This window comes from Acidovorax sp. 99 (assembly GCF_003096455.1).
Classification (GTDB): domain Bacteria; phylum Pseudomonadota; class Gammaproteobacteria; order Burkholderiales; family Burkholderiaceae_C; genus Acidovorax; species Acidovorax delafieldii.
In genome coordinates, this window is the sequence record NZ_QEKU01000001.1 from 1,287,523 (window position 1) to 1,313,322 (window position 25,800).

Below are 25,800 nucleotides of genomic sequence, written 5' to 3' on the forward strand. Positions count from 1 at the left end.
TTGCGTACGACCGCAATCAATAAGAGGCTTCCATGAAGGTTTCCAAAGCACAGGCCGCAGAAAACCGGCAGGGCATCCTGGACGCGGCGGCCCGCCTGTACCGCGAGCGGGGGCTGACCGGCGTAGGGGTGGCCGACATCACGCGCGATGCCGGGCTTACGCATGGCGGGCTGTACCGGCATTTCGCGTCCAAGGATGTGCTGGTGCAGGAGGCGTGCACCAAGGCGTTCGACTGGTCCATCCCCGTGCTGGACGGCGAGCGGCCTCACGCCACGGTGGGCGACCGCATCCAGCGCTACCTCTCACCTGAACACCGCGACGCGCCGGGCTCAGGCTGCCCCGTGGCCGCATTGGCGGTGGATGCCGCACGGGCGGGCGGCGGCTTGTCTGAAGTGTTTGCCCAGGGCATCGAGCGCAACATCCAGCGGTTTGCCCAGCTGCTGGCTGACGGCGCTGCCGATGCCGGCAGCGGCGCCACCCCATCGCCACAAGACCGCGCCCGCGCGATCCATGTGCTGGCCACCATGGTGGGGGGGATGGTGCTGGCCCGCGCCACGGCAGCGGCGCAACCCGCGCTGTCGAATGAGCTGATGGTGACGCTGCAGACGCAGCTGACGGACTGGCTGGACAACACATCCAGCCCCTCGAAGTAAAAAAGAGCGGCCAGCGCTTGCGTCACAAGCACTGGCCGTTCTTAACAAGTCACATCACCCAGGGCAAGACGCCCCAGGGATCATGTCAGGCGCAGCAGGCGTCGCCCCAGGCGGGAGCCCCATTGCCCACCGACGCACGGCGCCACCACGTGGCAGGGCGCGCATCGGCGGCATCGCCGCGCACCCAGCGGTATTGCAGGCGGCGACCGTTCAGGGGTTCGACTACCACCGCCTGGCCTGACGCCACAGGCAGCGACTGACCGGCGCACAGAAACACGTCGCTGCCATCGCCCAAGCCCTGGCCCAGCGTGACCCAGGCCTGGCCTTCGGCAATGCGCAGGGTCATCGCGGCCTTGGGGGCCAGGGTGACGGCGGCGCCTGCGGCCACATGTCCCGCCTCACCGGCGGCAGCGCCCGTGGCGCGGGAAGATGCAAACAGATGAAGAGCGTGAGAGGTTGTCATGGCTTTCTCCGGGTTAACCCTAATATGACCGTATGGTGCGCTGGTTGCAGAACAACGTCCAATGAAAAGCACGGCACCGATTGATGCTTTTCCTGCATGAGCCGCTCAAACGGTTCTGCGCTGTAGCGGTGCTGCTATCCGAAGCAGAGCAAACCGGGCAAAGCCGACGGCAAACCGGCCGCCAGCGCCCGCCACACCCGCCAGCGCCGTGCCCAGGGCGCGTCCGCCCTGCCCTAGCGCCTGCCCCAGATCGCGCAGCGGCTGCACGACGCCACATTCCCAATCTCTGGCAGCCGTGCTGGCGGGCTGCGCCAGAGCAGGGGCTGCCACGACGTCCCAGCGGAAAGCCACCGGCTCCGCGCAGCCGGAACCGCTCCAGGCTTCCATCACCACATGCTGCCCCGGCGCAACCGTCAGCTGTTGGCCGGGCTGCAGCACGTGGTCCACAGCGGCGCCCGGCATGTCCGCCAGAACGCCACGCAAGGTGACCCACGCCTGCCCCTGGGCGATCTGCAGCACGCCATGGGTGTCTGGGTGCAATGACAAGGCCTGGCCTGTGGCCAGTTTCCAGCAACCGGCCGCGCGACGGCCAGCCGTGGCGGCGTGGACGGATTGTTGCGATTCCAGAACGTTGCGGGGGGACATGACAGGCTCCTTGGCTTCAGTGAAACGTGTTGAGGAGCTTGGATAGTGCGCTTTACACCGTACACAGTCCAATGAAAACAAGGTACGCTATTCATTCCGTCAACGCATGAATCGCACTCAGGATCACTGCCATGGCCTCTGCCGAATACTCTCCCGCCGTCTTGCGCACTCGGCCCGTGGCCACAGGGCACTGGCGCGCCTTTCTGACCGTGGCCAAACACCTCAACTTTCGCGCGGCCGCCGACGAGCTGGCCCTCACCCAGTCGGCCGTGAGCCGCCAGATCCAGGCGCTGGAAGAAGAAGTGGGCGTGCCCCTGTTCCTGCGCCACACGCGCGCGGTGGAGCTGACCAGCGCGGGCGCGCAGCTGCAACGCGCCGTGGGCCCGGCGCTGGAGCGCATGGACGCCGCCGTGCGCCTTGTGCGCCAGACGGCGGGGCGCCGCAGCGTGGCCATCACCACCTGGGCCAGCTTTGCATCGATGTGGCTGATCCCGCGCATGGAGGAGTTCCAGCGCGACAACCCGGGCATCGACATCCGCATTGATGCGAGCGACGTGCAGGTGGACCTGGAAACCTCGGACGTGGACCTGGCCCTGCGCTATGCCATGCCGGCCGGGGCCACGCAGGGCGGCATCCGCCTGTTTGGCGAGCAACTGGCCGTGGTGGCCAGCCCCTGGCTGCTCAAGAGCGGCAAGCCGCTGCGCACCCCCGCCGATGTGGCGCAGTTCACCCTGATCGAGGCGGGCGACGCCCACCGCACGCACTACCTGGAATACCTGAGCTGGCGCCGCTGGTTCGACACCCGCGACCTCACCAAGCTGCAGCCCCAGCGCTGGCTGTACTTCAACTACGCCCACCAGATCGTGCAGGCCGCGCTGGCGGGCCAGGGCCTGGCACTGGCCCGCATGCCACTGATTGCCGACGCCCTGGCCGCAGGCGACCTGGTGGAGGTGCTGCCCGGCCACCGCATCGACTCGCCCCTGGCCTACTGGCTCATGGTGGGGCCGCGCAGCGCGCAACGGCCGGAGATCAAGGCCTTCTGCGCCTGGCTGCAGGTGCAGGCCGAGGCCACCCGCCAGGCGATTGGCGATGTGCCCGACCCGGACCTGAACGACAACCTGGACGGGTCATGAAAAAAGCGCTGGGCCTTGCGGCCTCAGCGCTTTCATTTTGATAGCTGCCAGCGCTTATTCTTCTAGCGCTTGCGGCTGTTTTGACCCCAAATCAGGCCAAAGTCACCCGTGCAAACTTGCGCTTGCCCACCTGCACCACGTAGGTGCCGGCGGCGAGCTTCAGGCACTTGTCGCTGACGACGCTGCCTTCCACACGCACCCCGCCGCCGTCGATCAGGCGGTTGGCCTCGCTGGTCGAGGGGGCCAGGTTGGCCTGCTTGAGCAGCGCACCAATGCCCAGGGGCGCGCCAGACACGCTCACCTCGGGGATCTCGTCCGGCACGCCGCCCTTGCTGCGGTTGATGAAATCCTGCTCCGCGGCATCGGCCGCAGCCGCGCTGTGAAAGCGCGTGGTGATCTCCTTGGCCAGCATCACCTTGGCGTCCTTGGGGTTGCGCCCGCCAGCGATCTCCGCCTTGAGCGCGGCGATGTCGGCCAGGCTCTTGAACGACAGCAGCGTGTACCAGTCCCACATCAGGGTGTCGCTGATCGACAGCACCTTGGCAAACATGGTGTTGGCGTCCTCGGCAATGCCGATGTAGTTGTTCTTGGACTTGGACATCTTGTCCACGCCGTCCAGGCCCACCAGCAGCGGCATGGTGAGCACACACTGCGGCTCCTGGCCATATTCCTGCTGCAGGTGGCGGCCCATGAGCAGGTTGAACTTCTGGTCGGTGCCACCCAGCTCCAGGTCGCTCTTCAAAGCCACGGAGTCGTAGCCCTGCATCAGCGGGTACAGGAACTCATGCACCGAAATGGACTGGCCGGTGGTGAAGCGTTTGTGGAAGTCGTCGCGCTCCATCATGCGCGCCACGGTGTACTTGGCGGCCAGCTGGATCATCCCGGTGGCGCCCAGGGGTTCGCTCCATTCGCTGTTGTAGCGGATCTCGGTGCGGGCCGGGTCCAGCACCAGGCTGGCCTGCTTGTAGTAGGTCTCGGCATTCACCTTGATCTGCTCGGGCGTGAGCGGCGGGCGGGTGCTGTTGCGGCCCGAGGGGTCGCCGATCAGGCTGGTGAAGTCGCCGATCAAGAAGATGACCTGGTGGCCCAGATCTTGCAGTTGCCGCATCTTGTTCAGCACCACCGTGTGGCCGATGTGGATGTCGGGGGCCGTGGGGTCCAGACCCAGCTTGATGCGCAGCGGCTGGCCGGTGGCCTCCGAACGCGCCAGCTTCTTGACCCATTCGTCCTGTGGCAGCAGCTCTTGCACGCCGCGCAGCGAGATTTCGAGGGCTTGTCTTACACCATCAGAGACCGGGGTTGTTGTAACAGCAGATTGATTCATAAGGGTTTTTTGGGATGTCTAGACAGCATGCACCGCTATACTTCAGCCCACATTGCAGAGGCGGATTCTAGTGGGCCCGCCGTTTCGACCTGTTTTTCATCAACCTGTCGAATGGCTGCAGCCTGACAGTCTGTGCTCCTGGCCCCGCCCCGCATTCACACCGGGGGTGTGCCACGGATCCGCAATCACCCTGGGGATAGACCTTTGATTCACGGCCTCACTACGGTCCGCACCGCCAGCATCGCTTTGCTTGACCGGCTGTCCCGCACGATCCAACAACATCCCAAACGCATCACCGCCGCCGTCGCAGCCATCCTGCTGACGGGCGGCGGCGGCGCATTTGCCGTGGCCTCCTTCGCACCCGACCCGGCCGAGCTGCCGGTGCGCATGGTGAACTACCCGGTCGAATCGCTCGCCGAGAACCTGGTGCTGGGCCAGCTGGATGCGCCCAGTTTTTCGCTGTTCCGCTCCGAACAGGTGCGCAGCAGCGACACCCCCGAGTCGCTGCTGCAGCGCATGGGCGTGGCCGACCCGGCCGCCGCCGCCTTCATGCGCAGCGACACGCCGGTGCGCCAGAACGTGCTGGGCCGCACCGGCCGCATCGTGTCGGCAGAGACCACCGACGACCACCGCCTGATCCGCCTGACGGTGCGCTGGGTGCCGGACGACAGCGGCAACTTCCGCCGCCTGATCGTCGAGCGCACGGGCGACAACAAGTTTGCGACCCGCATCGAAACCGCCAAGATGACGACCAACAGCCGTCTGGCGGGCGGCATCATCAATAGCTCGCTGTTTGCCGCCACCGACGCGTCGAACATCCCCGACGCCGTGGCCGTGCAAGTGGCCGAACTGTTCTCGGGCAATATCGACTTCCGCCGCTCGCTGCGCAAGGGCGACCGCTTCTCGGTGGTGTACGAAACCCTGGAAGCCGATGGCGAGCCCCTGTCCAGCGGCCGCGTGCTGAGCGCCGAGTTCGTCAACAACGGCAAGACCCACCAGGCCGTCTGGTTCCAGGAACCCAACGCCACCAAGGGCGCGTACTACACGCTGGACGGCGAAAGCATGCGCCGCGCCTACCTGACCTCGCCCGTCGAGTTCTCGCGCGTGACCAGCGGCTTCAAGATGCGCCTGCACCCCATCCTGCAAACCTGGCGCGCCCACCTGGGCACCGACTTTGCAGCCCCCACAGGCACCGCCGTGCGCACCGTGGGCGATGGCGTGGTGGAGTTTGCGGGTGTGCAGAACGGCTACGGCAACGTGGTGTTCATCAAGCACCGCAACCAGCACGTCACGGTGTACGCCCACCTGAGCCGCATTGACGTGCGCCAGGGCCAGTCGGTCGAACAAGGCCAGACGCTGGGTGCCGTGGGCGCCACGGGCTGGGCCACCGGCCCGCACCTGCACTTCGAGTTCCGCGTCAACGGCGTGCACCAGGACCCGATGACCATCGTCGCCCAGAGCGAAGCCGCAGCACCGGTGTCTGCAGCCGCACGCCCTGCGTTTGACCGCCTCGCGGCCAACATGCGTGTCCAGCTGAACGCCGCTGCGCTCATCGAGCAGGCCAGCGCAGACTGATCCCCCGCACTTCCAGATACCACCCGTCAGGCCATGTCCGATCTGTACATCGGCCTGATGTCGGGCACCTCGCTCGACGGGATCGACGGCGTGCTGGCTGATTTCTCGGGTCCGCGCCTGCAGGTCACACACCACGCCAGCGCCGCCTTTGCCCCCGCACTGCGCACCGAGCTGCTGGCCCTCAATACCCCCGGCGACAACGAACTGCACCGCGCTGCCCTCGCAGGCAACGCGCTATCCCGAGCCTATGCCAGGGTGGTGCACACCCTGCTGCAGCGCAGCGGCCACCCGGCAAGCGCCATCCGAGCGATAGGCGCCCACGGGCAGACGGTGCGGCACCGCCCCCAGGAATTTGACGGCACAGGCTACACACTACAACTGGGCAACCCCGCCCTGCTGGCCGAGCTGACGGGCATCACCGTGGTGGCCGACCTGCGCAGCCGCGACGTGGCCGCGGGCGGCCAAGGTGCGCCGCTGGTGCCCGCCTTCCACCAGGGCGTGTTCGGCCGGCCGGACAAGACGGTGCTGGTGCTGAACATTGGCGGCATCTCCAACCTCAGCGTGCTGGGGGCAGATGGCAGCGTGCTGGGCTTCGACTGCGGCCCGGGCAACGCCCTCATGGACCACTGGTGCCAGCAGCACACCGGCCAGCCGTTTGACAAGGATGGTGCCTGGGCCGCCACGGGCCAGGTGCTGCCGGACCTGCTGGCTGCGTTGCTGCAGGAGCCGTATCTGCACAAGGCCCCCCCAAAAAGCACGGGCCGCGACCTGTTCAACCCCGCCTGGCTGGCAACGCACCTGCAGCCCTTTGCGCAGGCCGCAGCGGCCGACGTACAGGCCACATTGACCGAATTCACCGCAAGCGCTAGTGCCATATGCGCCAAAAGCTATCTAAACAATAGCAAAAACCTGGCCGTATGCGGCGGTGGTGCGCTCAATGGCCAGCTCATGCAGCGGCTGCAGGCTGCCTGCCCGTCCTTGCAGGTGGTGGCCACCGATGCGCTGGGCCTGCCCGCCCTGCAGGTGGAGGCCGCCGCGTTTGCCTGGCTGGCACGCCAGGCGCTGCAGGGGGCGCCAGGCAACCTGCCCAGCGTGACCGGTGCGGCCGGTAGCCGTGTGCTGGGCGCGGTGTACCCCGCCTGAACCGTCCGGTCTACACAGCCCTGGACAGGGCGATCAGCCGTGGTCCCCGGCATCAACCGAGGCGCCTGCCTGGGTGCCGGAACGGTCTTGCGGCGACAGTTGCCAGAAGATACCGGCTGAAGCCACCGTGATCAGTCCCATGCAGGCAAACGTGGCCTGAAAGGCTTGCAGGGTCTGTGCCGCGCCGGTGGGCTGGAAGAAATCGGTGAACGCCGCCAGCACCGCCCCCGCCGCAGCCACCCCCATCCCCATGGCCACCATTTGCACCATGGACAGCAGGCTGTTGCCGCTGCTGGCCATGTCGTGCCCCAGGTCCTTGAGGGTCACGGTATTCATGGCCGTGAACTGCAGCGAGTTCACCGCACCAAACACCGCCAGCTGCACCACATGCACCCACAGCGGTTGCGAGGGTGCCGCCAGCCCGAAGCTGGCCATGGTCACCCCCACCAGCAGCGTGTTGCCCACCAGCACCTGGCGGTAGCCGAAGCGGGTGATCAGCGTGGTGGTGAACCGCTTCATGGACATGCCCGCCACCGCCACGGGCAGCATCATCATGCCCGCCTGCAGCGGCGAATAGCCCATGGTGACCTGCAGCAGCAACGGAATGAGGAACGGCATGCACGAGCTGCCCAGCCGCGCAAACAGGTTGCCCAGCAGCCCGATGCGCAAGGTGTCCACCGAAAACAGCCGGGGCGAAAACAAGGGGTCGGGCCGCCGCGCCGCGTGCAGCCAGTAGGCCACCAGGCTCGCCAGACCGAAGATCATGAGCACCAGCACGCTCGCCTGCCGCAGCCCCAGGCTGGCCAGGCCATCCAGCGCCAGCGACAGCGCCACCATGCCAAAGGCGAGCATCAGGTAGCCCGCCAGATCAAACCGCGCCACCGTCGGCGCGGGTACCCCGGGCATGTAGCGCATGGTGGCGGCACAGCCCAGCAGGCCCACCGGCACGTTGATCAGGAAGATCCAGTGCCAGGAGGCCACCTCAACCAGCCAGCCACCCAGCGTGGGACCGATCAGCGGGCCGATCAGCCCGGGAATGGCCACAAAACTCATGGCCTGCAAGAACTTCTCACGCGGAAAGGTGCGCAACACCACCAGCCGCCCCACGGGCAGCAGCAGCGCGCCGCCCAGCCCCTGGAGCACCCGGGCGGCCACCAGTTGGGTCAGGCTGTGCGACAGCGCACAGAACACCGAGCCCGCCACAAAAAAGACGATGGCCAGAAAGTACACCCGGCGCGCACCAAACCGGTCGGCCACCCAGCCCGATGCCGGAATCAGCATCGCCATGGCCAGCGAATACGCAACAACCACCGACTGCATGCGCAGCGGGCTCTCGCCCAGGCTCTGCGCCATGGCGGGCAGCGCGGTGTTGACGATGGTGGCGTCCAGCGTCTGCATGAAGAAGCCGACGGCCACCAGCCACAGCAGTACTTTCTGGGAGGGTTCCTGGTGCACGGTTTGCAGGGTTTTCAAACGAAACGAACGCACCCCATGAAAAAACCGCCCGAAGGCGGTTGATTCAGTCAGGGGTGCAGGGCTGCGCCTGTCACGGTGCCCCTCAGGCCGAGAAGCTGGAGCCGCAGCCGCAGGTGGTGGTGGCGTTCGGGTTCTTGATCACGAACTGCGCGCCTTGCAGGTCTTCCTTGTAGTCGATCTCGGCACCCACCAGATACTGGTAGCTCATGGCGTCGATGAGCAGCGACACACCGTTCTTGGTCATGGTGGTGTCGTCTTCGTTCGTAATTTCATCGAACGTGAAGCCGTATTGGAAGCCGGAGCAGCCGCCGCCTTGCACGAACACCCGCAACTTCAGGTCGGGGTTGCCTTCTTCGGCAATCAGGTCCGCCACCTTGGCCGCCGCGCTGTCGGTGAACAGGATGGGGGCGGGCATTTCGGTCTGGATGTTTTCGGCAACTGCGCTCATGGGGTACTCCGGGTTCAGGGTTTGCAGGGAATACTACTGCAAACCTCTCGGGAATTCAGGTCACTGGCTGTTTGACGCTAACTTCAGTGGGGGCTTTTCCTCCACCAGCACGGCCATTGGAATCAATTGCCCCGCGATCACGGCGCCCTGGTGCATCTCCAGGGCCTTGTAATGCACATTGCCCGTGATCTGCGCCTTGGGCTGCAGCTCCAGCAGCTCTCCCGCATGCACAGGGCCCAGCACCTGGCCGTTGATGATCACATGGTCGGCATGCACCGCCCCCTCGACCCGCGCCGTCTCGGAAATCACGAGGATGCTGGGCTGGTCCGCCGCCGCCCGGATATCGCCGACCACTTCACCGTCAATGCGCATGCCCTCGGCAAAATGCACATTGCCTTCGATCTTGGTGCCCTGTGCCACCAGGCTTTTGATAGGTGGCTGCTTTTTACGCGAGAACATGGTCGGAAGACTCCTGAAGTGCCAGGCGGTTGCAAAGGCCCGCTTGGGGATGGAATTCGTGCCAGCGAGGCGGATGGTTGTGGGTGGCAGCTGGTGCGTGGATTGCCGGGGCGAGAGCGCCAAAACCCGATCAGCGCATCCACCGTCCACCTTGCACTATTCGATGGCCATGGTCTGGCTGGTGCGTACGGTGGCGCCCTCTAGCACGCGCGCGGTCACGGTTTTTACCACGGCCTGCGGCGGCAGATCGAGCACGCCCTCGATGCGGCGGTATTGTTTGACCTGCAGCGACTGGCCTTGGGGTGGCTGGGTCTGTGCCCACGGTTTGCCATCCAGAGTGCCCGCCAGCACCAACTCCAGCCGCCCGTTGAACTCCGGCGCATTGCGGGCGGCCTGGATCACCAGCACCTGCCAACGCAGCTGCATCCCGCCCAGCACCTCGGCCTGCAGCGCGCGAATGGCCAGCCCATCGGTCTTGGCCGCAGGGATCAGCTTTTCAAAGAAGCCCAGATCCTCGCGCAGCGTGCGATTGTCGGCTTCAAGCTGGCGCACCTGGGCCATCAGGCTTTCCTTGGCAGCGCGCTCGGTGGCCAGCAGGCTCTCGGCGGTCAATGCCACCGTCTGGCGCTCCTGGCCCTCTTCGCGCAGGCGGCTGATCTCCGTCTTCATCTGGACCACTTCGTCACGCGAAACGGTATCGATCCCGGCAATGGATTTGCCGAATTCAAAGGCCCACAACGCCACGGCAGCGCAGAAACCCATCACCACGGCCAGGGCCAGCCATCGAAAGGGCCAGGGCAAGGCGCTGCGGATGGCCACCCGGGGGGCGCTGATGGTCAACCGACGGCGAAGCAGGCGAAAGCGCATAGGCTCAACAGGCGGACCATGGAAGGCCTTCCCAAAAAACGAAAAGAGCGCACCATAAACGAAAAAACCGCCCGAAGGCGGTTTTTCTCTGTAAAGCACCCGCGAGGAGTGCCTTGCAGTGGATGCTGCACAAGGCAACATCCGGCAGGGCCATAGCTTAACGCTTGGAGAACTGCTTGGCGCGGCGTGCAGAGTGCAGGCCGACCTTCTTACGCTCGACTTCACGTGCATCGCGGGTCACGAAGCCGGCTTGGCTCAGGACGGGCTTGAGGGATGCGTCGTAATCGATCAGGGCGCGGGTGATACCGTGGCGGGCAGCGCCAGCCTGGCCGGATTCACCACCACCGTGCACGTTGATCTGGATGTCGAAGGTTTCGACATGGTTGGTCAACGCCAGGGGTTGCTTGGCAATCATGATCGAGGTTTCGCGGCCGAAGTAGGACTGGATGTCCTTGCCGTTCACCGTGATCTTGCCGGAGCCTTTTTTCAGAAACACGCGGGCGACGCTGGACTTGCGACGGCCGGTACCATTGTTCCATTCACCAATCATCTCAAGGCTCCTTAGATTTCCAGCACTTTGGGCTGCTGGGCGGTGTGGGGATGCTCTGCACCACCGTACACCTTGAGTTTCTTGATCATCGCGTAGCCAAGGGGGCCCTTGGGCAGCATGCCCTTGACAGCCTTTTCCAGCGCGCGGCCGGGGTGCTTGGCTTGCATGTCGCGGAAGTTCGTAGCCGTGATACCGCCGGGGTAACCCGAGTGACGGTAGTACACCTTGTCCAGGGACTTGGTGCCAGTGACCTTGAGTTGGGCTGCGTTGATAACGACGATGAAGTCACCGGTATCGACGTGAGGCGTGTAAATGGCCTTGTGTTTGCCGCGCAAACGGAGAGCAACTTCGCTGGCTACTCGTCCGAGGACCTTGTTGGTCGCGTCAATCACAAACCACTCGTGCACGACCTCAGCGGGCTTTGCGCTGAAAGTAGTTGTCATGAGTTTTCTCTTCAAAAGAGGGTTTGGCGGGCCCTTTTCCACGGTCGGTGCTTCTCTGAAGGAAGCCTCTTAGGTGGCAAAAAGTCTTCGCCGCGGGACCACAAAAGCGCTGCGAAGCCTTCCATTATACGAAAGAGCCATGCGTTAGCGCAATAGCACCCCAGCCACGGCCCTCAGGGCACCTGCTCCGGTCAGTTCGGCGTCTGGCGGCGGCGCTGCTCGTCGGCCTCGTAACGGCGACGGTTTTCCACGCAGACAGTTTGATTGGCCTGGGACGGTTTCTGGCATTCCTGGTGAATACACATCGGGCGGGCCAGGAAGTTGGCGTCGGCGCACACCTCTTGCGGCGAGGGCAGGCGGGGCGGCGGTGCGGGGCGGGGCTTGGGCTCGGCCACCACCGGAGGCGGCGCCGGCACGGGCTCTTCATGCACCACGATGGGTGTGGGTGCGGGCTCTGCGCCTGCACGCTTGGCCACCCGGGGGCTCGGTTTGGGTGCAGACGCAACCACAAAGGCAGGAGCAGGTGCGGCCGCAGAGGCGGCGCTGGCTGACGCCACTGCGCCATCCGAGCTCAGACCTTGCGCGTCGCCCCCGGCAGCAGCCGGAGCGCTGACCTCCACCAGGGCAGCGTCTGAAGCCGCCGCTGCGGCAGGCCGCTCGGCCATCTCCGTAATGATCTCGTCACGGGGCGGCTTGCTGCCCTGACTCCAGCGCCAACCGGCACCGGCCACCACAGCCACCAACGCCGCCACCACGATGCCCACCACCAAAGGGGAACGCCGTGGGGATGGGGTCGGCTTGCCATTGCTGCGCACTACATCCCGCTCCAAAGGCGCAGAACACCGATCGGCCGCACGCGGCCCGCCCGCGCCCGGTGAACGGTGGTGTGGCAGATCCTCAAAGCGCGAATCATCGTCGGCCACCACGGTATCGCCGGCATCGATGAACACCGTGTCGCCAGCATCGGCCGCCACGGTGTCAGGACCAGCCAGCATGACCGTGTCCCCACCAAAATCCTCGCCAGGGCGGCTGGCATCCGATGCTGGAGCCGCCGCCACCAAGTCCTCACGCTGGGCCTGCGCCTGCATCTCGGCCACGATCTTGGGAGCGGAGGTTACGTCCACGGTAGGGGTGGCCAGACCCGGGCCAGGCTGGTCGGCGGGCTCCACCCAGATGTCGCCCAACTCCGCCCGGAAGTCGAAGTGCTGCACATCGTCCGGCGCCGACGTCATCTCCATGGTCTGGAGAAAGGCATCAATGCTCTGTGGGCGGTCCTCGGGCCGAAGGGCCAGCGATTGGGCAATCGCCGCGACAAAAGGCGCTGAATACTCCACCCCAAACTGCCGCTTGACGGTTTTGGCGATGCGGGAGAACGACACCATGCGGTCACGGATGGAGCGCAGCGTGGCGGGCAGGGGCGTGTCATTGGCCAGACACCCGTGCATGACCGCCGCCAGCGAGTACAAGTCGCTCCACGGGCCTTGGCGCAGTTCCTCGTCGCCGTCGGAATACTGCTCGATGGGGGCGTAGTTCACCTTCAGCACCGCCGTGTGCTTGCGGTCCTGGTCGTTGATGGCGTGCCGGGCGGCGCCCAGGTCCAGCAGCACCGGCGGGCCGCTGTCCTGCAGGAAAATGTTGTCCGGCGAAATGTCGCGGTGCAGCGTGTTGCCATCGTGCAGCACGCGCAGCGCATCCAGCACCGACCACAGCAGCTTGCGCAGCCAGGCCTCGGGTGGGGGGGTGCGCATCTGGGCACGGGCTTGCTTGAACGTCATGCCCGAGTACAGCGGCATGACCATGTAGGCCGTGTTGTTGGCCTCCCAGAAGCGGAACACCTTGACCAGAGAGGGATGGTCAAACTGCGCCAGCAGACGGGCCTCGCCCACAAAAGAGACCAGCCCGGCCTGGAAGGTCTGCTGGTCGGACGAGGACCGCACCCAGAGCGACTGCCCCTGCGAGCGCCCGGCCAGCGCCGAGGGCATGTACTCCTTGATGGCCACCGCCCGGTGCAGGGAATGGTCAAACGCCTTGTAGACCATGCCAAACCCGCCCACCCCCAGCAACCCCAGGATCTCGAACTCCGCCAGGCGGGTGCCAGGGGGCAGCGCATCGATATGGCTGACACCACTGGCGGGGGCTGTGCTGGAGCTTGCGGTCATGGTCAGAGGACGGGGCGGGCTGGCAATTTCAAATGCAAATCAATGAGGCAACTACGGCGACGGCGAAACGCTGACCCCGCCGCAGGCGCGATCATGAAGCATGGCCGCGCCGGATTTGGCAACAAATGGCTAACAAAGTGCGGCCTGTCTGCCAAAAACATCACGTCCCCCGCCACCACACGGCCCCCCGATTGTGCCGCGCCCGGACACGGGAGCCCCCCTTCGCACAACACACTCGTTACCATTGGGCCATGTTCAGTTATCGCCACGCCTTCCACGCAGGCAACCATGCCGATGTGCTCAAGCACACCGTCCTGATTGCCGCCTTGCAACATCTCACCGAAAAAGACGCGGCGCTGACCGTGCTGGACACCCATGCGGGCGCGGGCCTGTACCGGCTGGACGGGGACTATGCCAGCACCAGTGGCGAAGCCGCCGATGGCGTGGCCCGGCTGTTTGCGCCAACCACCCCCGCCCTCACCCCCGCCCTGCAGGCCTATGTGGACATGGTGGGCGCCTTCAACCAGGGCAAGGCGCTGCGCGTGTACCCCGGATCGCCCTTCATCACCCAGCGCCTGCTGCGCGACCACGACAAGCTCAAGCTGTTTGAGCTGCACCCCACCGACCTGCGCGCGCTGGCCGGCAACGTGGCCCAGCTGGAGGCGGGCCGCCAGGTGGCCGTGCTGCACGAGGACGGCTTTGAGGGCATCAAAAAGTTCCTGCCCCCACCGGCCCGGCGCGCCCTGGTGCTGTGCGATCCCAGCTATGAAATCAAGAGCGACTACGCCAAGGTGCTCGACATGGCGGCCGACTCGCTCAAGCGTTTTGCCACGGGCACCTATGCGTTCTGGTACCCCATCATTCCGCGCCCCGAAGCCCACGACCTGCCCCGCCGCCTGAAAACGCTGGCCACCAAGGCGGGCAAAAGCTGGCTGCACGCCACGCTCACCGTCAAATCGAGCAAGATCACGGAAACGGTCACGGGCGACACCAAGCGCCCAGGCCTGCCCGCCAGCGGCATGTTCCTGATCAACCCGCCCTACACGCTGAAGGCCGCGCTCAAAGATGCCTTGCCCCAGATGGCCGAGCTGCTGGCGCAGGACAAACACGCCACCCACACGCTCGAATCGGGCGGCTGACCGGCCTCCCAAGAACCTGTTCAAAAGCCTGGCGTCAAGGCGCCGCCGGGCAGTCCTTGTCGTCGTCCTGCAGGGCGAACAGCTCCACTGGCTTCAGCCCCAGGCCCACCATACCCAGCGCCTCGGCGGCGCCCCGGCTCAGATCAATCACCCGGTTGCGGGTGTGTGGACCACGGTCGTTGATGCGCACGATCACCGTGCGCCCTGTGGCCTGGCTGCGTACGCACACGCGTGAGCCAAAGGGCAGCGTCGGGTGCGCGGCCGTGAGCGCTCGCATGTCAAACAGCTCCCCGCTGGCAGTACGCCGCCGGTGGAACTGCGCCCCGTACCATGAGGCAAGGCCCACTTCATCCGCCTCCAGGCTGAGCGGCGACCCGGCAGGAGTGTTCGGCTCCGGTTTGGCCGGGGGATCGATCAGCATGGCCTCACCCGGCACGGACAAGAGATTAGGGGCCAGCGCAGCCGGCTCAGCTTGCAATCCCTGGGCCTGAACAGCGGCGCAGGCGCTGCACAGCAGCCACAGACCCACCGCTCGCCGCAGCAGCACCCGCAGGGCAGCGCCGCGATGGGCCCCGGGAGGCTGTGTGCCCCCCGCCATCAGATCCCCAGCCGGCGACAGATCTCCAGCGTCGCGGCGCTTTGGTTCATGGTGTAGAAGTGCAGCGCGGGCACGCCGGCCGTGCGCAGCTGGTCGCACAGGTCGGTCACCACATCCAGGCCAAACGCCTTGATGCTGGCGGTGTCGTCCCCAAACGACTGCAGGCGCAGACGGATCCAGCGCGGAATCTCGGCACCGCAGGCGTCCGAGAACCGCATCAGCTGCGTGGAGCTGGAAATGGGCATGATGCCCGGCACCACCGGCACGTCAGCGCCCAGGCGGTGCGCGTCTTCCACAAAGCGGAAATACGCATCACTGTTGTAGAAATACTGGGTGATGGCAGAGTCCGCCCCCGCACGCACCTTGGTCACGTAGGCCTGCAGGTCCGCATCGGGCGACTTGGCCTGGGGATGCACCTCGGGGTAGGCCGCCACCTCGATGTGGAAGTCCCGACCCGTTTCGGCGCGGATGAAGGCCACCAGGTCGCTGGCGTACTGGAACTCGCCGCCCGCCCCATAGCCGCTGGGCAGGTCGCCGCGCAGTGCCACCAGGCGCTTGACGCCCATGGCCTTGAGCGTGGCCAGCTGCTCGCGCACCGACTGGCGCGTGGCCCCGATGCACGAAAAGTGCGACGCAGCGCCCACGCCTTCGGACAGGATCTCGCGCACCGTGCCGAATGTGCCCTCTTGCGTGGAGCCCCCTGCGCCGTAGGTCACCGAACAGAAGTCCGGATGCAGTGCATACAGCTGCTGGCGCGCCACGCGCAGCTTGTCGGCGCCTTCAGGCGTCTTGGGCGGGAAAAACTCGAAACTCACCGGAAACCCGGTGCCTTGCGCGTGGGCTGCATTCATGCGGCTCTCCTTGCGTGTACAAAAAATTCTCGATTGCCATCACCGCCCTGGATCGGGCTGTCGATCCACGCCCGCACTTCCAGGCCCAGCGCTACGCAGCAGTCGCGGATGCGCTGTTCCACCACCGCATACAAGGACTCGTCGCGCACGATGCCGCCCTTGCCCACCTGCCCCGGCTGCAATTCAAACTGGGGCTTGACCAGCATGACCAGGTCGCCCTGCGGCGCGAGCAACGGCACCAGCGCAGGCAGCACCAGGGTGAGCGAGATGAACGACAGGTCGCCCGTCACCAGATCAAACACGGGCGTGACCTGCACATCCTCTCGCCCCGCTCGGCGCTGGCGCACCACCGGCAAAGTGCCCTCGGCCCGCGCGCGGGCCTTGGCTGCGCGCTCGGCTTTGAAGGCTTCTACGTCTTGCTCTTTGGCATCGTCGCTGTCGTCGTATTCTTCATCGACCAGACCGCCGTTGCGCATCCAGCTGTAAGGAGCGACCGGCTGGGTGTCGTTGTCTTCATGGTCTTGCACCAGCTCTTCGGACAAGGCCGCTTCACAGCCTTCGAGCAGCGACTCGGCCGTCATGGCACGGGCGTTGAGCCCTTCCACGCCGACCACGCGCACATCGTCACACAGGCGCTCGTGCAACTGGCCATGCCCCACGTCCACGCCCACCACCTGGGCAGCACCATGTTGCAGCAGGCAGTCCGTGAAGCCGCCGGTGCTCTGCCCCACATCCAGGCAGCGCAGGCCCTTCACGTCCAGGCCCGTGGCATGCAAGGCGCCTTCGAGCTTGAGCCCGCCACGCGAGATGTATTTGGCCTCGGCATCGTCCAGCAGCCGCACCTCGGCCACGGACGGGATGTCATCCCCGTTCTTGGCCACCTTGTTCCAGGGCGACAAGGGCGTCAAGCGCCACTCCACCCCCGAAGCGATCAGGCGCTGCGCCTGCGAGCGCGTGGCGGCATGGCCACGTTCCACCAAAAACACATCTGCGCGCATCGCGCCCATCCTTTTTGAGTCAAATCGGCTGGTAGCGCTAGTGAATCATGCGCCAGCAGCTATCAATTTATGAGCAATCAGGCATTGCTCAGCATCACGGCGCCAGACCCCCGTGCGCGCGCCCCGTCGCCAGGGCGCGCAGCACCGGGATCAGTAGCGGTAGGTGTCAGGCTTGTAGGGGCCTTGCTTGGGCACGCCGATGTAGGCGGCCTGCTCGTCGGTCAGCTCGGTCAGCATGGCGCCCACCTTCTTGAGGTGCAAGCGTGCCACCTTCTCATCGAGGTGCTTGGGCAGCACGTAGACCTTGCCGTTTTCGTAGTAGTCGCTGTGGGTGAACAGCTCGATCTGGGCAATGGTCTGGTTGGCAAAGCTGGACGACATCACAAAGCTGGGGTGGCCCGTGCCGCAGCCCAGGTTCACCAGACGGCCCTTGGCCAGCAGGATGATGCGCTTGCCGTCCGGGAAGATCACATGGTCCACCTGGGGCTTGATCTCTTCCCACTGGTACTGCTCCAGCGTGGCGACCTGAATTTCGTTGTCGAAGTGGCCGATGTTGCAGACGATGGCCTGATCCTTCATGGCCAGCATGTGCTCGTGGCGGATCACGTCCTTGTTGCCGGTGGTGGTCACAAAGATGTCGGCCTTGTCGGCCGCGTATTCCATCGTCACGACCTTGTAGCCTTCCATTGCGGCCTGCAGGGCGTTGATGGGGTCGATCTCGGTCACCCACACCTGGGCGCTGAGGGCGCGCAGGGCCTGGGCGCTGCCCTTGCCCACGTCGCCGTAGCCTGCGACCACAGCCACCTTGCCAGCGATCATCACGTCGGTGGCGCGCTTGATGCCGTCCACCAGCGACTCTCGGCAGCCGTACAGGTTGTCGAACTTGCTCTTGGTCACCGAGTCGTTCACATTGATCGCGCGGAACATCAGCGAGCCCTTGGCCGACATTTCCTTCAGGCGGTGCACGCCCGTGGTGGTTTCTTCGGTCACGCCGATGATCTGGGCGCTCTTGCGGCTATACCAGGTCGGGTCTTGCGCCAGCTTGGCCTTGATGGAGGCGAACAGGCAGGTTTCTTCTTCGCTGGTGGGGTTGGCGATCAGCGATGCGTCCTTTTCGGCGCGCTTGCCCAGGTGCATCAGCAGCGTGGCATCACCGCCGTCGTCCAGGATCAGGTTGGGGCCTTCGCCCTCGGTGCCGGCCGCGCCGAAGTCAAAGATGCGGTGGGTGTAGTCCCAGTATTCCGCCAGGGTTTCGCCCTTGATGGCGAACACGGGCGTGCCAGCGGCAGCAATCGCGGCTGCGGCGTGGTCTTGTGTGGAGAAGATGTTGCACGATGCCCAGCGCACTTGTGCACCCAGCGCCTGCAGGGTTTCGATCAGCACGGCGGTCTGGATCGTCATGTGCAACGAGCCGGTGATGCGCGCGCCCTTGAGCGGCTGCTTGGCGGCGAATTCTTCGCGGATGGCCATGAGGCCGGGCATTTCCGTTTCGGCGATGCGGATCTCTTTGCGGCCCCATTCGGCCAGGCCGATGTCGGCAATGATGCAGTCGGTGTTGACCGGGGCGTTGACGCGTGCGTTCATGATGGTGTGCTCCAAAGCATGTTTGAAAAGCCACTGCGCGAAGGGGATGGTCGATACGCCTCACCGCACGCGAAGTGGATGAGCGTCGTTGCTAGATGACTCCGAGCCTCACGCCCCGCCTGTGCTGGGGACGCTGCAACGCTCCTCGGATCGGCGGATTATAAAAGCAAGTGCTCGCCCGGCGCTACGCCAGCGGGGCAATCCATCCCCAGCCTTGCACGGAACAGTAAAATCCCGCCACTGCTGCCCCTGCGTCCCACGCCGGTCCCGGCCCGAAGATTCTTGCGCAGGGCGCTCTGCCCTGCACCCATCCCATTCAGGAACCCCCTGTGTCCTACGCCCCAGAAACCCGGCGCCGCCGTACCTTTGCCATCATTTCCCACCCCGACGCCGGTAAAACGACGCTGACCGAAAAGCTGCTGCTGTTCTCGGGCGCGATCCAGATCGCCGGCGCCGTGAAGGGCCGCAAGGCCAGCCGCCACGCCACCTCCGACTGGATGGAAATTGAAAAGCAGCGCGGCATCTCGGTGGCCTCGTCGGTCATGCAGATGCTCTACCGCGAGCATGTCATCAACCTGCTCGACACGCCCGGCCACAAGGACTTCTCGGAAGATACCTACCGTGTGCTCACCGCAGTCGATTCGGCGCTGATGGTGATCGACGCCGCCAACGGTGTGGAAGCACAAACCCGCCGCCTGATCGAAGTCTGCCGCCAGCGCGACACGCCCATCATTACCTTCGTGAACAAGATGGACCGCGAAGTACGCGACCCGCTGGACATCATGGACGAAGTGGAGCGCGAGCTGGGCATGCCCTGCTGCCCCATGACCTGGCCCGTAGGCCAGGGCAAGGCCTTCGGCGGCATCATCAACCTGCGCACCAAGACCATGACGGTGTTCGAGTCCGGCAGCGAACGCCGCCCGCAGGACTTTGAATCCATACCTCTGTCGGATGAAACCACACTGCGCGCGCGCTTCGGCGCCGAGTTTGACGCCGCGCTGGAGAGCATGGAACTGGCCGTGGGCGCATCCCCCGCGTGGGACCATGAGGCCTTCCTGGCCGGCAAGCTGACCCCCGTGTTCTTTGGCTCCGGCGTGAACAACTTCGGGGTGATGGAGGTGCTGGACGCACTGGTGGACATGGCACCGCCACCCGGCCCGCGCGTGAGCACGCTCGAAGTCAACAAACAGCCCGTGGTCAAGACCATCCAGCCCGAAGACGAAGGCTTTGCTGGCGTGGTATTCAAGGTGCAAGCCAACATGGACGCCAACCACCGCGACCGCATCGCCTTCGTGCGCGTGGCGAGCGGCAAGTACACGCCGGGCATGAAGCTCAAGGTGCAGCGCACCGCCAAGGAACTGCGTCCCACCTCGGTCGTGACCTTCATGTCCCAGCGCCGTGAGGCCGTCGAAGAAGCTTATGCAGGCGACATCATCGGCTTCACCACGCACGGCGGCGTGCAGCTGGGCGACACCATCACCGACGGCGCCAACCTGCAGTTCACCGGCCTGCCGTTCTTCGCACCCGAGATGTTCATGACCGTCGTGCTCAAGAACCCGCTGCGCACCAAGCAACTCCAGCAGGGCCTGGCCCAGCTGGGCGAGGAAGGCGCAATCCAGGTCTTCAAGCCCGACGCCGGCGGCAACATGCTGCTGGGCGCCGTGGGCCAGCTGCAGTTTGAAGTAGTGCAGCACCGCCTCAAGGCCGAGTACGACGCCGATGTGCGGCTGGAGGGCTGCCAGTACACGGGCGCGCGCTGGATCACGGCCGACAACGCGGCCGACCTGCGCGCGTTCACCGACGCCTACCCCCTGCGCCTGGCGCATGACGCGGCCGACACACTGGCGTACCTTTGCACCTCGCCCTACGACGTGCGGCTGGCGCAGGAGCGGTTTCCGAAGATCCATTTCCACCCACTGCGTGAGCATGCGGGGTTGGCGCTGCAAGGGGCCTGAACATAAATGGCAGCAAGCAGGAAGGAGCAATTGCGACTCGTCTTTTCATCTGCATGGCTAGCATGGATGCTGATAATTGCCATGCGGCAGGTCATCCGCTTCTTCCCGGCTCCGGATGCAGAAATAAACGGTGACGCTTACTGGACCTATCTCCCAAACGCTCGCTTTTTTTTAGCGGACCCCTGGTCGTTCCTTACCAGGGAGCCCTCAAGCTTCTACGTGGCCCCACTAAGCTACATATGGCCAGCCATCTGGAATGCCAATCCTGCTGTCATACAGGTTGCTAACGGTGGACTCTATCTGCTATCTGTTCTCTTGATGTGGCGACTGGCGACTCGCCTTGGTGGGGTGGGTGCAGGCATGGTAGCCACCGCGCTTCTTGTTCGGTTTCCCGAACTCGCAAGCTACATCCCTCAGGTACTGACAGAGCCCCTCTACATGTTTGGGCTGCTGCTGTTTCTGACAGGGTTGGTTGACTATGTACTCGCGGAGCAACGGCGCCTTTTCTGGCTGACTGTGGCAGCCACAGGGCTCGCAGTGACGCTCCTCACGCGCCCCGTACTCCAGTTGTTTTCTGTTCTAGCGCTTGCTGCCCTGCTTTGCCTATTCATGGTGCGCCGTACCAGCACCGATCGGATTCCCAGCTTGGAACGAGTTGTCAATGAGAGCACCGTGATCGCCTTGGCGCTTGCATTGTCGCTACCCATATTGACTGTGGTGAAGAACGGTACGTATTTCGGCTACTGGGGAATTAGCACGGGCGCCGGTTCAGGGCTCTTCTATGGAGTGAGCCCGTTCAAGATGGGAGTAGAGCCAGTCTACGGAGGCTTTGGGTACGACGCTGGCATCACTGCCCGCATGGCCGCCCCAGCTACCCAAGGCCACCCGCTACACGTTGAAGCCGATCAAATCCAGTCGCGCGCAGCACTCAGCATCATCCAGTCCACGCGCTGGAGAGACAATGTCGCGTTCTTTTGGTTCAAGTTCAAGGCCTGGATGCTTTACAGCCCCGAAGACACTGCAATGCGCCCCAAACTGCGTCAGTTCCGCTTGTTCGAATGGCTGAGCATAGGTGGCGCCACTGCATGCCTAGCCTATCGACAGTGGCGCGCCAGAAAAAGGGCTCTTCTGAGAAAAAATTTGCCCATCCAAGATGGCGTCACTCTGCGGCGCTTGGGGCTGTGCACCTTCATCCTGCTACTTGCAATAGGTATGGCCGGACAGTTACTGCCGGTGCTGTACAACATCCGCTACAACGTATTCCTCTTGGACTTGCTCCTAATACCTCTTGCTGGCGTCGGCGTCGCCATCATGGCCAAGCAGCTCTGTGCCAATGCTTCGCATTATGGTTTGCACAGTGCACTCCAGTTCTGTTGTGGAATAGTTCTTGTGAGCCTGTTAATGGCCCTGACGGGAGCATTGAGCCGATCAAACGCCCGGGACGCATCATGGTCCATGGACCCAAGACGCCCAGGTCCTACAGAATTGGTGCTGGGCTCCAACGCACTGGGTACACCAACCTTGTCTAATGCCCGGCTGATATCCCCAGGTGCCTGGGAACTTTCCGCCCCCGCCACCCTTTCCATTCCTCTCACCCTGGATCAACCGCTGAATTTTATGGATGGAATCTGGCGATTCAAGCTGGCAATCGCAGTACCCCACCCCAGCCGTCAATGCATGGATGTGACAGTTTCGCTTGATCAACCTTCAGCAGAAACCCATTGGTATGTGCCCCGCCCGATTCTTCACGTGAAGCTGGATGGCAAATCGCATCTATATGCTATTCGGGGCAACGGAGCTCTGCGACCCTCGAATTCTGGCAGTCTCAACCTCCTGTTTCGGTGTCCCGAAGGTACTGTCGTGCAATGGCATGGCGCGCAATTGCTGCGATCAAGCATGCCAGAAGCTGCTCGTGCGCTAGTCACTGATGGCGAACCCATCAACCCGTATCGTGCTGACGATATTTGGCAGAAAAATTGACCCGAATGCCCAGCTTGATCGTGCAACACTTCTAGGACTAACACCCATGAGCCTTGGCTTAAGCCTTCTCACACTGCTATGCGTGACCTGCATTTCAATTGGTCAACTACTTTTCAAGAAAGCAGCTGCGGCCTTGCCTGAAGCGATTTCCCTCATGGCGCTGTTCACCAACGGTTGGCTCGTCACCTCCTTGGCTCTGTATGGCTTAACCACACTCGGCTGGATTTGGATTCTGCGCCATGCTCCGTTACATCTAGCCTATCCATACATGGGCTTGGCATTCTTGATCGTTCCCACTCTGGCCTGGATTTTCCTTGGTGAACCATTGCATTGGCGGAGCTTGGCAGGTGGCGCACTCATCATGGCCGGCGTGGCGCTGGCAGCATCCAGTTGAGAGCTTCACCTATGCGCATCGCCGTCGCCATCCCCTGCTACAAGGTAACCCAGCACGTACTGGGTGTGATCAACGCCATCGGCCAGGAGGTGGAAGCCATCTACGCGGTGGACGACGCCTGCCCCGATGGCAGCGGCCACTTCATCGAAGAGCACAACCCCGATCCACGGGTACGTGTGCTCTACAACACGCAAAACCGTGGCGTAGGTGGTGCCATCGTCACCGCCTACAAGGCAGCCATTGCCGATGGCATGGACATCGTGGTGAAGATCGACGGCGATGGCCAGATGAACCCTTCGCTTCTGCCGCATTTCGTGGGCCCGCTGCTGCGAGGAGAGGCCGACTACACCAAAGGCAATCGATTCTTCCGGCCCGAATCGGTACAAGGCATGCCGCCGGTGCGGCTGTTCGGCAATGCGGTGCTCTCCTTTCTGACCAAGCTCAGTTGCGGGTACTGGAATATCATGGACCCAACCAACGGATACACCGCAGCGCGCACCTGTGTGTTGTCGGAACTGCCGCTGGACAAGCTGGAGCAGCGCTACTTTTTCGAAACCGACATGCTGTTTCGCCTGAATACGGTACGTGCTGTGGTCAAGGACGTGCCAATGGACGCGGTGTACGCCGACGAGCAGTCCCATCTTCAAATTGGAAAGGTTCTCCCCGAGTTCTTGCACAAACACTCGTCACGGCTATGGCGACGATATGTCTATAACTACCTGGTGCGGGACTTCAACGTTGGCTCGCTTTACAGCATCTTTGGAACGCTGCTTGTGTTGGGCGGTTCTGCCTTCGGCACATGGCATTGGATTGCAAGCGCCAGTACTAGCCACCCGGCAACCAGCGGCACCGTTATGCTTGCCGCACTACCCGTCTTCGTCGGCATACAGTGCCTGATTGCTTTTTTGCACTACGACGTGAGCAACTTGCCAACCGAGCCGTTGAGCTCGTCGCTGCAAGACTTCCACACTACCTCCGTTGACGCACTGTAGTACCGGCGCTGATGGTGCGACGACGGTTGCTACAAACCAACCCCATCATCCCTGCTCCACGCGGAATTCATGCATCCTTTCCTGGTCAAGAACGTGAAATACACCAGTCTGGCGCTGTTGGCCGCCATGGCCCTCAACGCGAGCGCGCAAGGCTCGCGTCCGCCCTTCGTCATTGCACCAACCGTTGAGGGCATTTTCCTCTGCGACGAAGCCGTCGCACAGCCTCAGGTGCGCTCCGCCGACGAGGCCTACGCCTATTGCCGGCAACACAAGCTCGACGGTGCTCCCGCCGTGTCCCGGCTGCTGGACAAGCTAGAGCCTGGCGGGCCTCAAGGTGCGGTGCAGGTGGGTTACACCGCGACACTCCAATTGCTGGGACTGTACCGTTCCACCCCTAAAGGATGGGCCATTGATCCAGCACGCGTGGATGAATTTCTGAGTGTCATCAGCAAAGTGCAACGACCAGTAGTCATTTACTTCTCGGCCGACCACTTCGACTCCATCGGCCCCATCACCGAGGAGCTGCGGCGCGATTCGCGCAACCTCATGCAGTTGCGCGATGGCAAAGCGCTGGAGCTGGACTATTTCGGTTACCGGATCATGCCCTACACCTTGTCGACGGATGCGACCATCCCCGTCAACAAATACCGGCGTGATGCACTGAACTACGTGGCGCAGCGCATCAGAAAACTGCCTCAGGCAGTACAGAGTCGCATCGTGGCCTACACCTTGGCGGGCGAACTGCACCACATGTTCCCCGATTTCGAGAATGGAATGGGCGCATACCAGGAAATCCGGGTTACGGATTACAGTCTTGCTTCGGTGGCGGGCTTTCGCCAATGGCTGCGCGCTAAATACCAGACCATCGAGCAGTTCAACACCCAGATGGGGCTGTCGTACGCATCCTTTGATGTCATCCCGGCGCCGTCAAAGAATATCCGCAAGGAAAAGCTCACCTCCTACGGCGAGCATTACGACGCATTTGCAGACGGCACACTGCCCATCGCCGGTTGGCTTTGGGATCCCAGCAATGCCATACAAAAGCTGGACCTATATGTCGACGGGCGACATGTGGGCCCCGTTGCCTACGGACTGAACCGGCTGGATGTATACCGCGCTGAAGCCTCCGTAACCAGCCCAAATACTGGGTTTCGCCATGACCTCGACTACAGCGGACTGCGTCCTGGCAGACACTTAGCCCAGGTAGTCGCCACGTCTGGCGCCAGCCGTTACCAACTCGCCGAGGTTGAATTTGTTGTGGCCCCTCGCGACCAGAGGCAGGTGGTATCAGCCCCGAGAGCCGAGGTTCCATCGCTCAAGAATGCGAAGGCCCTTCCTGGCCTGCGTTCGTGGCTCGACATGCCCAGGCCCCTACAGGATGTCTACTACAACCCGCTGGCGCGTGATTGGAACTACTACCGCGAATCGCAGGTGTACGACTTCCTTAGGAATTTCCACCAATGGGCGCTCAAAGCCGGACTGCCCGCAGACAAGCTCTATTCCCACCAGATCGTGCCCAATGTCAACGCTTCGTGGAACCCGCAGCTGTTTGCCGCCGGGCAGACACTCAAAGGTAGCGCGCCGTGGAAACAGGGCTTGAACATGTACGGAGGCGCCACAAACAGTGCCTGGTTGCGGGATTTCATGGCACGTAACAAGATCACCGACTACGGTGTGCCGGAGTTCAACCCGCAGCAATGGAAACGCAACGGAGTTCACTTGGCCGCCATGCAGTCCCACTACGACGCAGGTGCACGCTTCATCAGCCCCTATTACTTCTCCGTGATACCTGATCGCTTCAAGGGGGGCGCCGAACATGGAGTCAACCGCATGGAGCTGAGGCCCGACAACCCAAAGGATGGTTCCGACCGCTTGTACCAAGCCATTGTCGAATACGCTAGGCAATGACGCTGGTCCCATACCATTGAATTGGATCTCCCCGCCCTCGCGTCCCAACCTCCGCTCTCTTTC

Annotated in this window: 24 protein-coding genes and 1 riboswitch; of the genes, 10 read left to right on the top strand and 14 right to left on the bottom strand. The window is 63.7% G+C overall.

Going from position 1 to position 25,800, the window contains the following annotated elements:
- Positions 1-32: 32 nt before the first annotated feature.
- A complete protein-coding gene (locus tag C8C95_RS06030; protein WP_116747999.1) occupies positions 33-653 on the top strand; it encodes a TetR/AcrR family transcriptional regulator in 621 nt (206 codons plus the stop codon).
- An 85-nt stretch (positions 654-738) separates the two neighbouring features.
- Here C8C95_RS06030 and C8C95_RS06035 read toward each other — a convergent pair whose 3' ends face one another.
- Both C8C95_RS06035 and C8C95_RS06040 read right to left on the bottom strand, forming a co-directional pair.
- Positions 739-1,116 carry a DUF2917 domain-containing protein gene (locus C8C95_RS06035; protein WP_116748000.1) on the bottom strand — a complete coding sequence of 126 codons (378 nt, stop codon included), beginning with the start codon at positions 1,114-1,116 and terminating at the stop codon, positions 739-741.
- Between the two features lie 105 nt (positions 1,117-1,221).
- Complete coding sequence (locus C8C95_RS06040; RefSeq protein WP_116748001.1) at positions 1,222-1,761, bottom strand: DUF2917 domain-containing protein; 540 nt, start codon at positions 1,759-1,761, stop codon at positions 1,222-1,224.
- A gap of 131 nt (positions 1,762-1,892) precedes the next feature.
- On the opposite strand from C8C95_RS06040, the gene C8C95_RS06045 reads away from it, so the two are divergent.
- On the top strand, positions 1,893-2,894 hold the full coding sequence (locus tag C8C95_RS06045; protein WP_056743853.1) for a LysR substrate-binding domain-containing protein: 1,002 nt from the start codon (positions 1,893-1,895) through the stop codon (positions 2,892-2,894).
- 91 nt (positions 2,895-2,985) lie between these two features.
- Here the strand turns inward: C8C95_RS06045 and tyrS are convergent, their stop codons facing one another.
- A complete protein-coding gene (tyrS, locus tag C8C95_RS06050; RefSeq protein ID WP_116748002.1) occupies positions 2,986-4,218 on the bottom strand; it encodes a tyrosine--tRNA ligase in 1,233 nt (410 codons plus the stop codon).
- A gap of 204 nt (positions 4,219-4,422) precedes the next feature.
- On the opposite strand from tyrS, the gene C8C95_RS06055 reads away from it, so the two are divergent.
- Both C8C95_RS06055 and C8C95_RS06060 read left to right on the top strand, forming a co-directional pair.
- Positions 4,423-5,793: a M23 family metallopeptidase gene (locus tag C8C95_RS06055; RefSeq protein ID WP_116748003.1), complete on the top strand. Its 1,371-nt coding sequence runs from the start codon at positions 4,423-4,425 to the stop codon at positions 5,791-5,793.
- A gap of 33 nt (positions 5,794-5,826) precedes the next feature.
- Positions 5,827-6,936 (top strand): anhydro-N-acetylmuramic acid kinase, encoded by a 1,110-nt coding sequence (locus C8C95_RS06060; RefSeq protein ID WP_116748004.1) that lies wholly within the window; start codon positions 5,827-5,829, stop codon positions 6,934-6,936.
- Positions 6,937-6,969: 33 nt separating this feature from the next.
- Here C8C95_RS06060 and mdtD read toward each other — a convergent pair whose 3' ends face one another.
- The 7 genes from mdtD to C8C95_RS06095 form a co-directional block, all read right to left on the bottom strand.
- Positions 6,970-8,391 (bottom strand): multidrug transporter subunit MdtD, encoded by a 1,422-nt coding sequence (gene mdtD / locus C8C95_RS06065; protein WP_056743846.1) that lies wholly within the window; start codon positions 8,389-8,391, stop codon positions 6,970-6,972.
- Between the two features lie 103 nt (positions 8,392-8,494).
- On the bottom strand, positions 8,495-8,860 hold the full coding sequence (gene erpA / locus C8C95_RS06070; RefSeq protein WP_008907234.1) for an iron-sulfur cluster insertion protein ErpA: 366 nt from the start codon (positions 8,858-8,860) through the stop codon (positions 8,495-8,497).
- Between the two features lie 60 nt (positions 8,861-8,920).
- On the bottom strand, positions 8,921-9,319 hold the full coding sequence (locus C8C95_RS06075) for a polymer-forming cytoskeletal protein (protein WP_056057955.1): 399 nt from the start codon (positions 9,317-9,319) through the stop codon (positions 8,921-8,923).
- A gap of 156 nt (positions 9,320-9,475) precedes the next feature.
- A complete protein-coding gene (locus C8C95_RS06080) occupies positions 9,476-10,186 on the bottom strand; it encodes a DUF6776 family protein (protein ID WP_056057952.1) in 711 nt (236 codons plus the stop codon).
- A gap of 157 nt (positions 10,187-10,343) precedes the next feature.
- Positions 10,344-10,736, bottom strand: coding sequence for a 30S ribosomal protein S9 (rpsI, locus tag C8C95_RS06085; protein WP_005798582.1), 393 nt, complete (start codon positions 10,734-10,736; stop codon positions 10,344-10,346).
- A gap of 11 nt (positions 10,737-10,747) precedes the next feature.
- Positions 10,748-11,179 (bottom strand): 50S ribosomal protein L13, encoded by a 432-nt coding sequence (rplM, locus tag C8C95_RS06090; protein ID WP_015015720.1) that lies wholly within the window; start codon positions 11,177-11,179, stop codon positions 10,748-10,750.
- Between the two features lie 191 nt (positions 11,180-11,370).
- Entirely contained in the window at positions 11,371-13,338 is a 1,968-nt protein-coding gene (locus C8C95_RS06095; protein WP_116748005.1) for a serine/threonine-protein kinase, read from the bottom strand.
- A gap of 251 nt (positions 13,339-13,589) precedes the next feature.
- Between C8C95_RS06095 and rlmJ the strand changes: the two genes are divergently transcribed.
- Positions 13,590-14,477, top strand: a complete 888-nt coding sequence (gene rlmJ, locus C8C95_RS06100; protein WP_099729247.1) for a 23S rRNA (adenine(2030)-N(6))-methyltransferase RlmJ — start codon at positions 13,590-13,592, stop codon at positions 14,475-14,477.
- A gap of 34 nt (positions 14,478-14,511) precedes the next feature.
- Here rlmJ and C8C95_RS06105 read toward each other — a convergent pair whose 3' ends face one another.
- From C8C95_RS06105 to ahcY, 4 genes are all read right to left on the bottom strand, one after another.
- Positions 14,512-15,075, bottom strand: a complete 564-nt coding sequence (locus C8C95_RS06105; RefSeq protein ID WP_116748006.1) for a septal ring lytic transglycosylase RlpA family protein — start codon at positions 15,073-15,075, stop codon at positions 14,512-14,514.
- A complete protein-coding gene (metF, locus tag C8C95_RS06110; RefSeq protein ID WP_060985826.1) occupies positions 15,075-15,926 on the bottom strand; it encodes a methylenetetrahydrofolate reductase [NAD(P)H] in 852 nt (283 codons plus the stop codon). The genes C8C95_RS06105 and metF overlap by 1 nt, the downstream gene beginning before the upstream one ends.
- Positions 15,923-16,924: a TlyA family RNA methyltransferase gene (locus C8C95_RS06115; RefSeq protein WP_116750157.1), complete on the bottom strand. Its 1,002-nt coding sequence runs from the start codon at positions 16,922-16,924 to the stop codon at positions 15,923-15,925. Before C8C95_RS06115 ends, metF begins: the two co-directional genes overlap by 4 nt.
- A 150-nt stretch (positions 16,925-17,074) precedes the next feature.
- Positions 17,075-18,508 carry an adenosylhomocysteinase gene (gene ahcY / locus C8C95_RS06120; RefSeq protein WP_015015726.1) on the bottom strand — a complete coding sequence of 478 codons (1,434 nt, stop codon included), beginning with the start codon at positions 18,506-18,508 and terminating at the stop codon, positions 17,075-17,077.
- 73 nt (positions 18,509-18,581) lie between these two features.
- Positions 18,582-18,661: riboswitch (S-adenosyl-L-homocysteine riboswitch) on the bottom strand.
- Between the two features lie 176 nt (positions 18,662-18,837).
- On the opposite strand from ahcY, the gene C8C95_RS06125 reads away from it, so the two are divergent.
- The 5 genes from C8C95_RS06125 (at position 18,838) to C8C95_RS06145 (ending at position 25,737) form a co-directional block, all read left to right on the top strand.
- A complete protein-coding gene (locus C8C95_RS06125) occupies positions 18,838-20,463 on the top strand; it encodes a peptide chain release factor 3 (protein ID WP_056743833.1) in 1,626 nt (541 codons plus the stop codon).
- Between the two features lie 30 nt (positions 20,464-20,493).
- Complete coding sequence (locus tag C8C95_RS06130; RefSeq protein WP_133246211.1) at positions 20,494-22,443, top strand: hypothetical protein; 1,950 nt, start codon at positions 20,494-20,496, stop codon at positions 22,441-22,443.
- The gene (locus tag C8C95_RS06135; RefSeq protein WP_347707483.1) at positions 22,415-22,837 is read left to right on the top strand and encodes a hypothetical protein; all 423 of its coding nucleotides are present in this window, start codon (positions 22,415-22,417) and stop codon (positions 22,835-22,837) included. The genes C8C95_RS06130 and C8C95_RS06135 overlap by 29 nt, the downstream gene beginning before the upstream one ends.
- Positions 22,838-22,848: 11 nt before the next feature.
- On the top strand, positions 22,849-23,829 hold the full coding sequence (locus C8C95_RS06140) for a glycosyltransferase family 2 protein (RefSeq protein WP_116748008.1): 981 nt from the start codon (positions 22,849-22,851) through the stop codon (positions 23,827-23,829).
- A gap of 69 nt (positions 23,830-23,898) precedes the next feature.
- Positions 23,899-25,737, top strand: a complete 1,839-nt coding sequence (locus C8C95_RS06145; protein ID WP_243415642.1) for a hypothetical protein — start codon at positions 23,899-23,901, stop codon at positions 25,735-25,737.
- Positions 25,738-25,800: the final 63 nt, after the last annotated feature.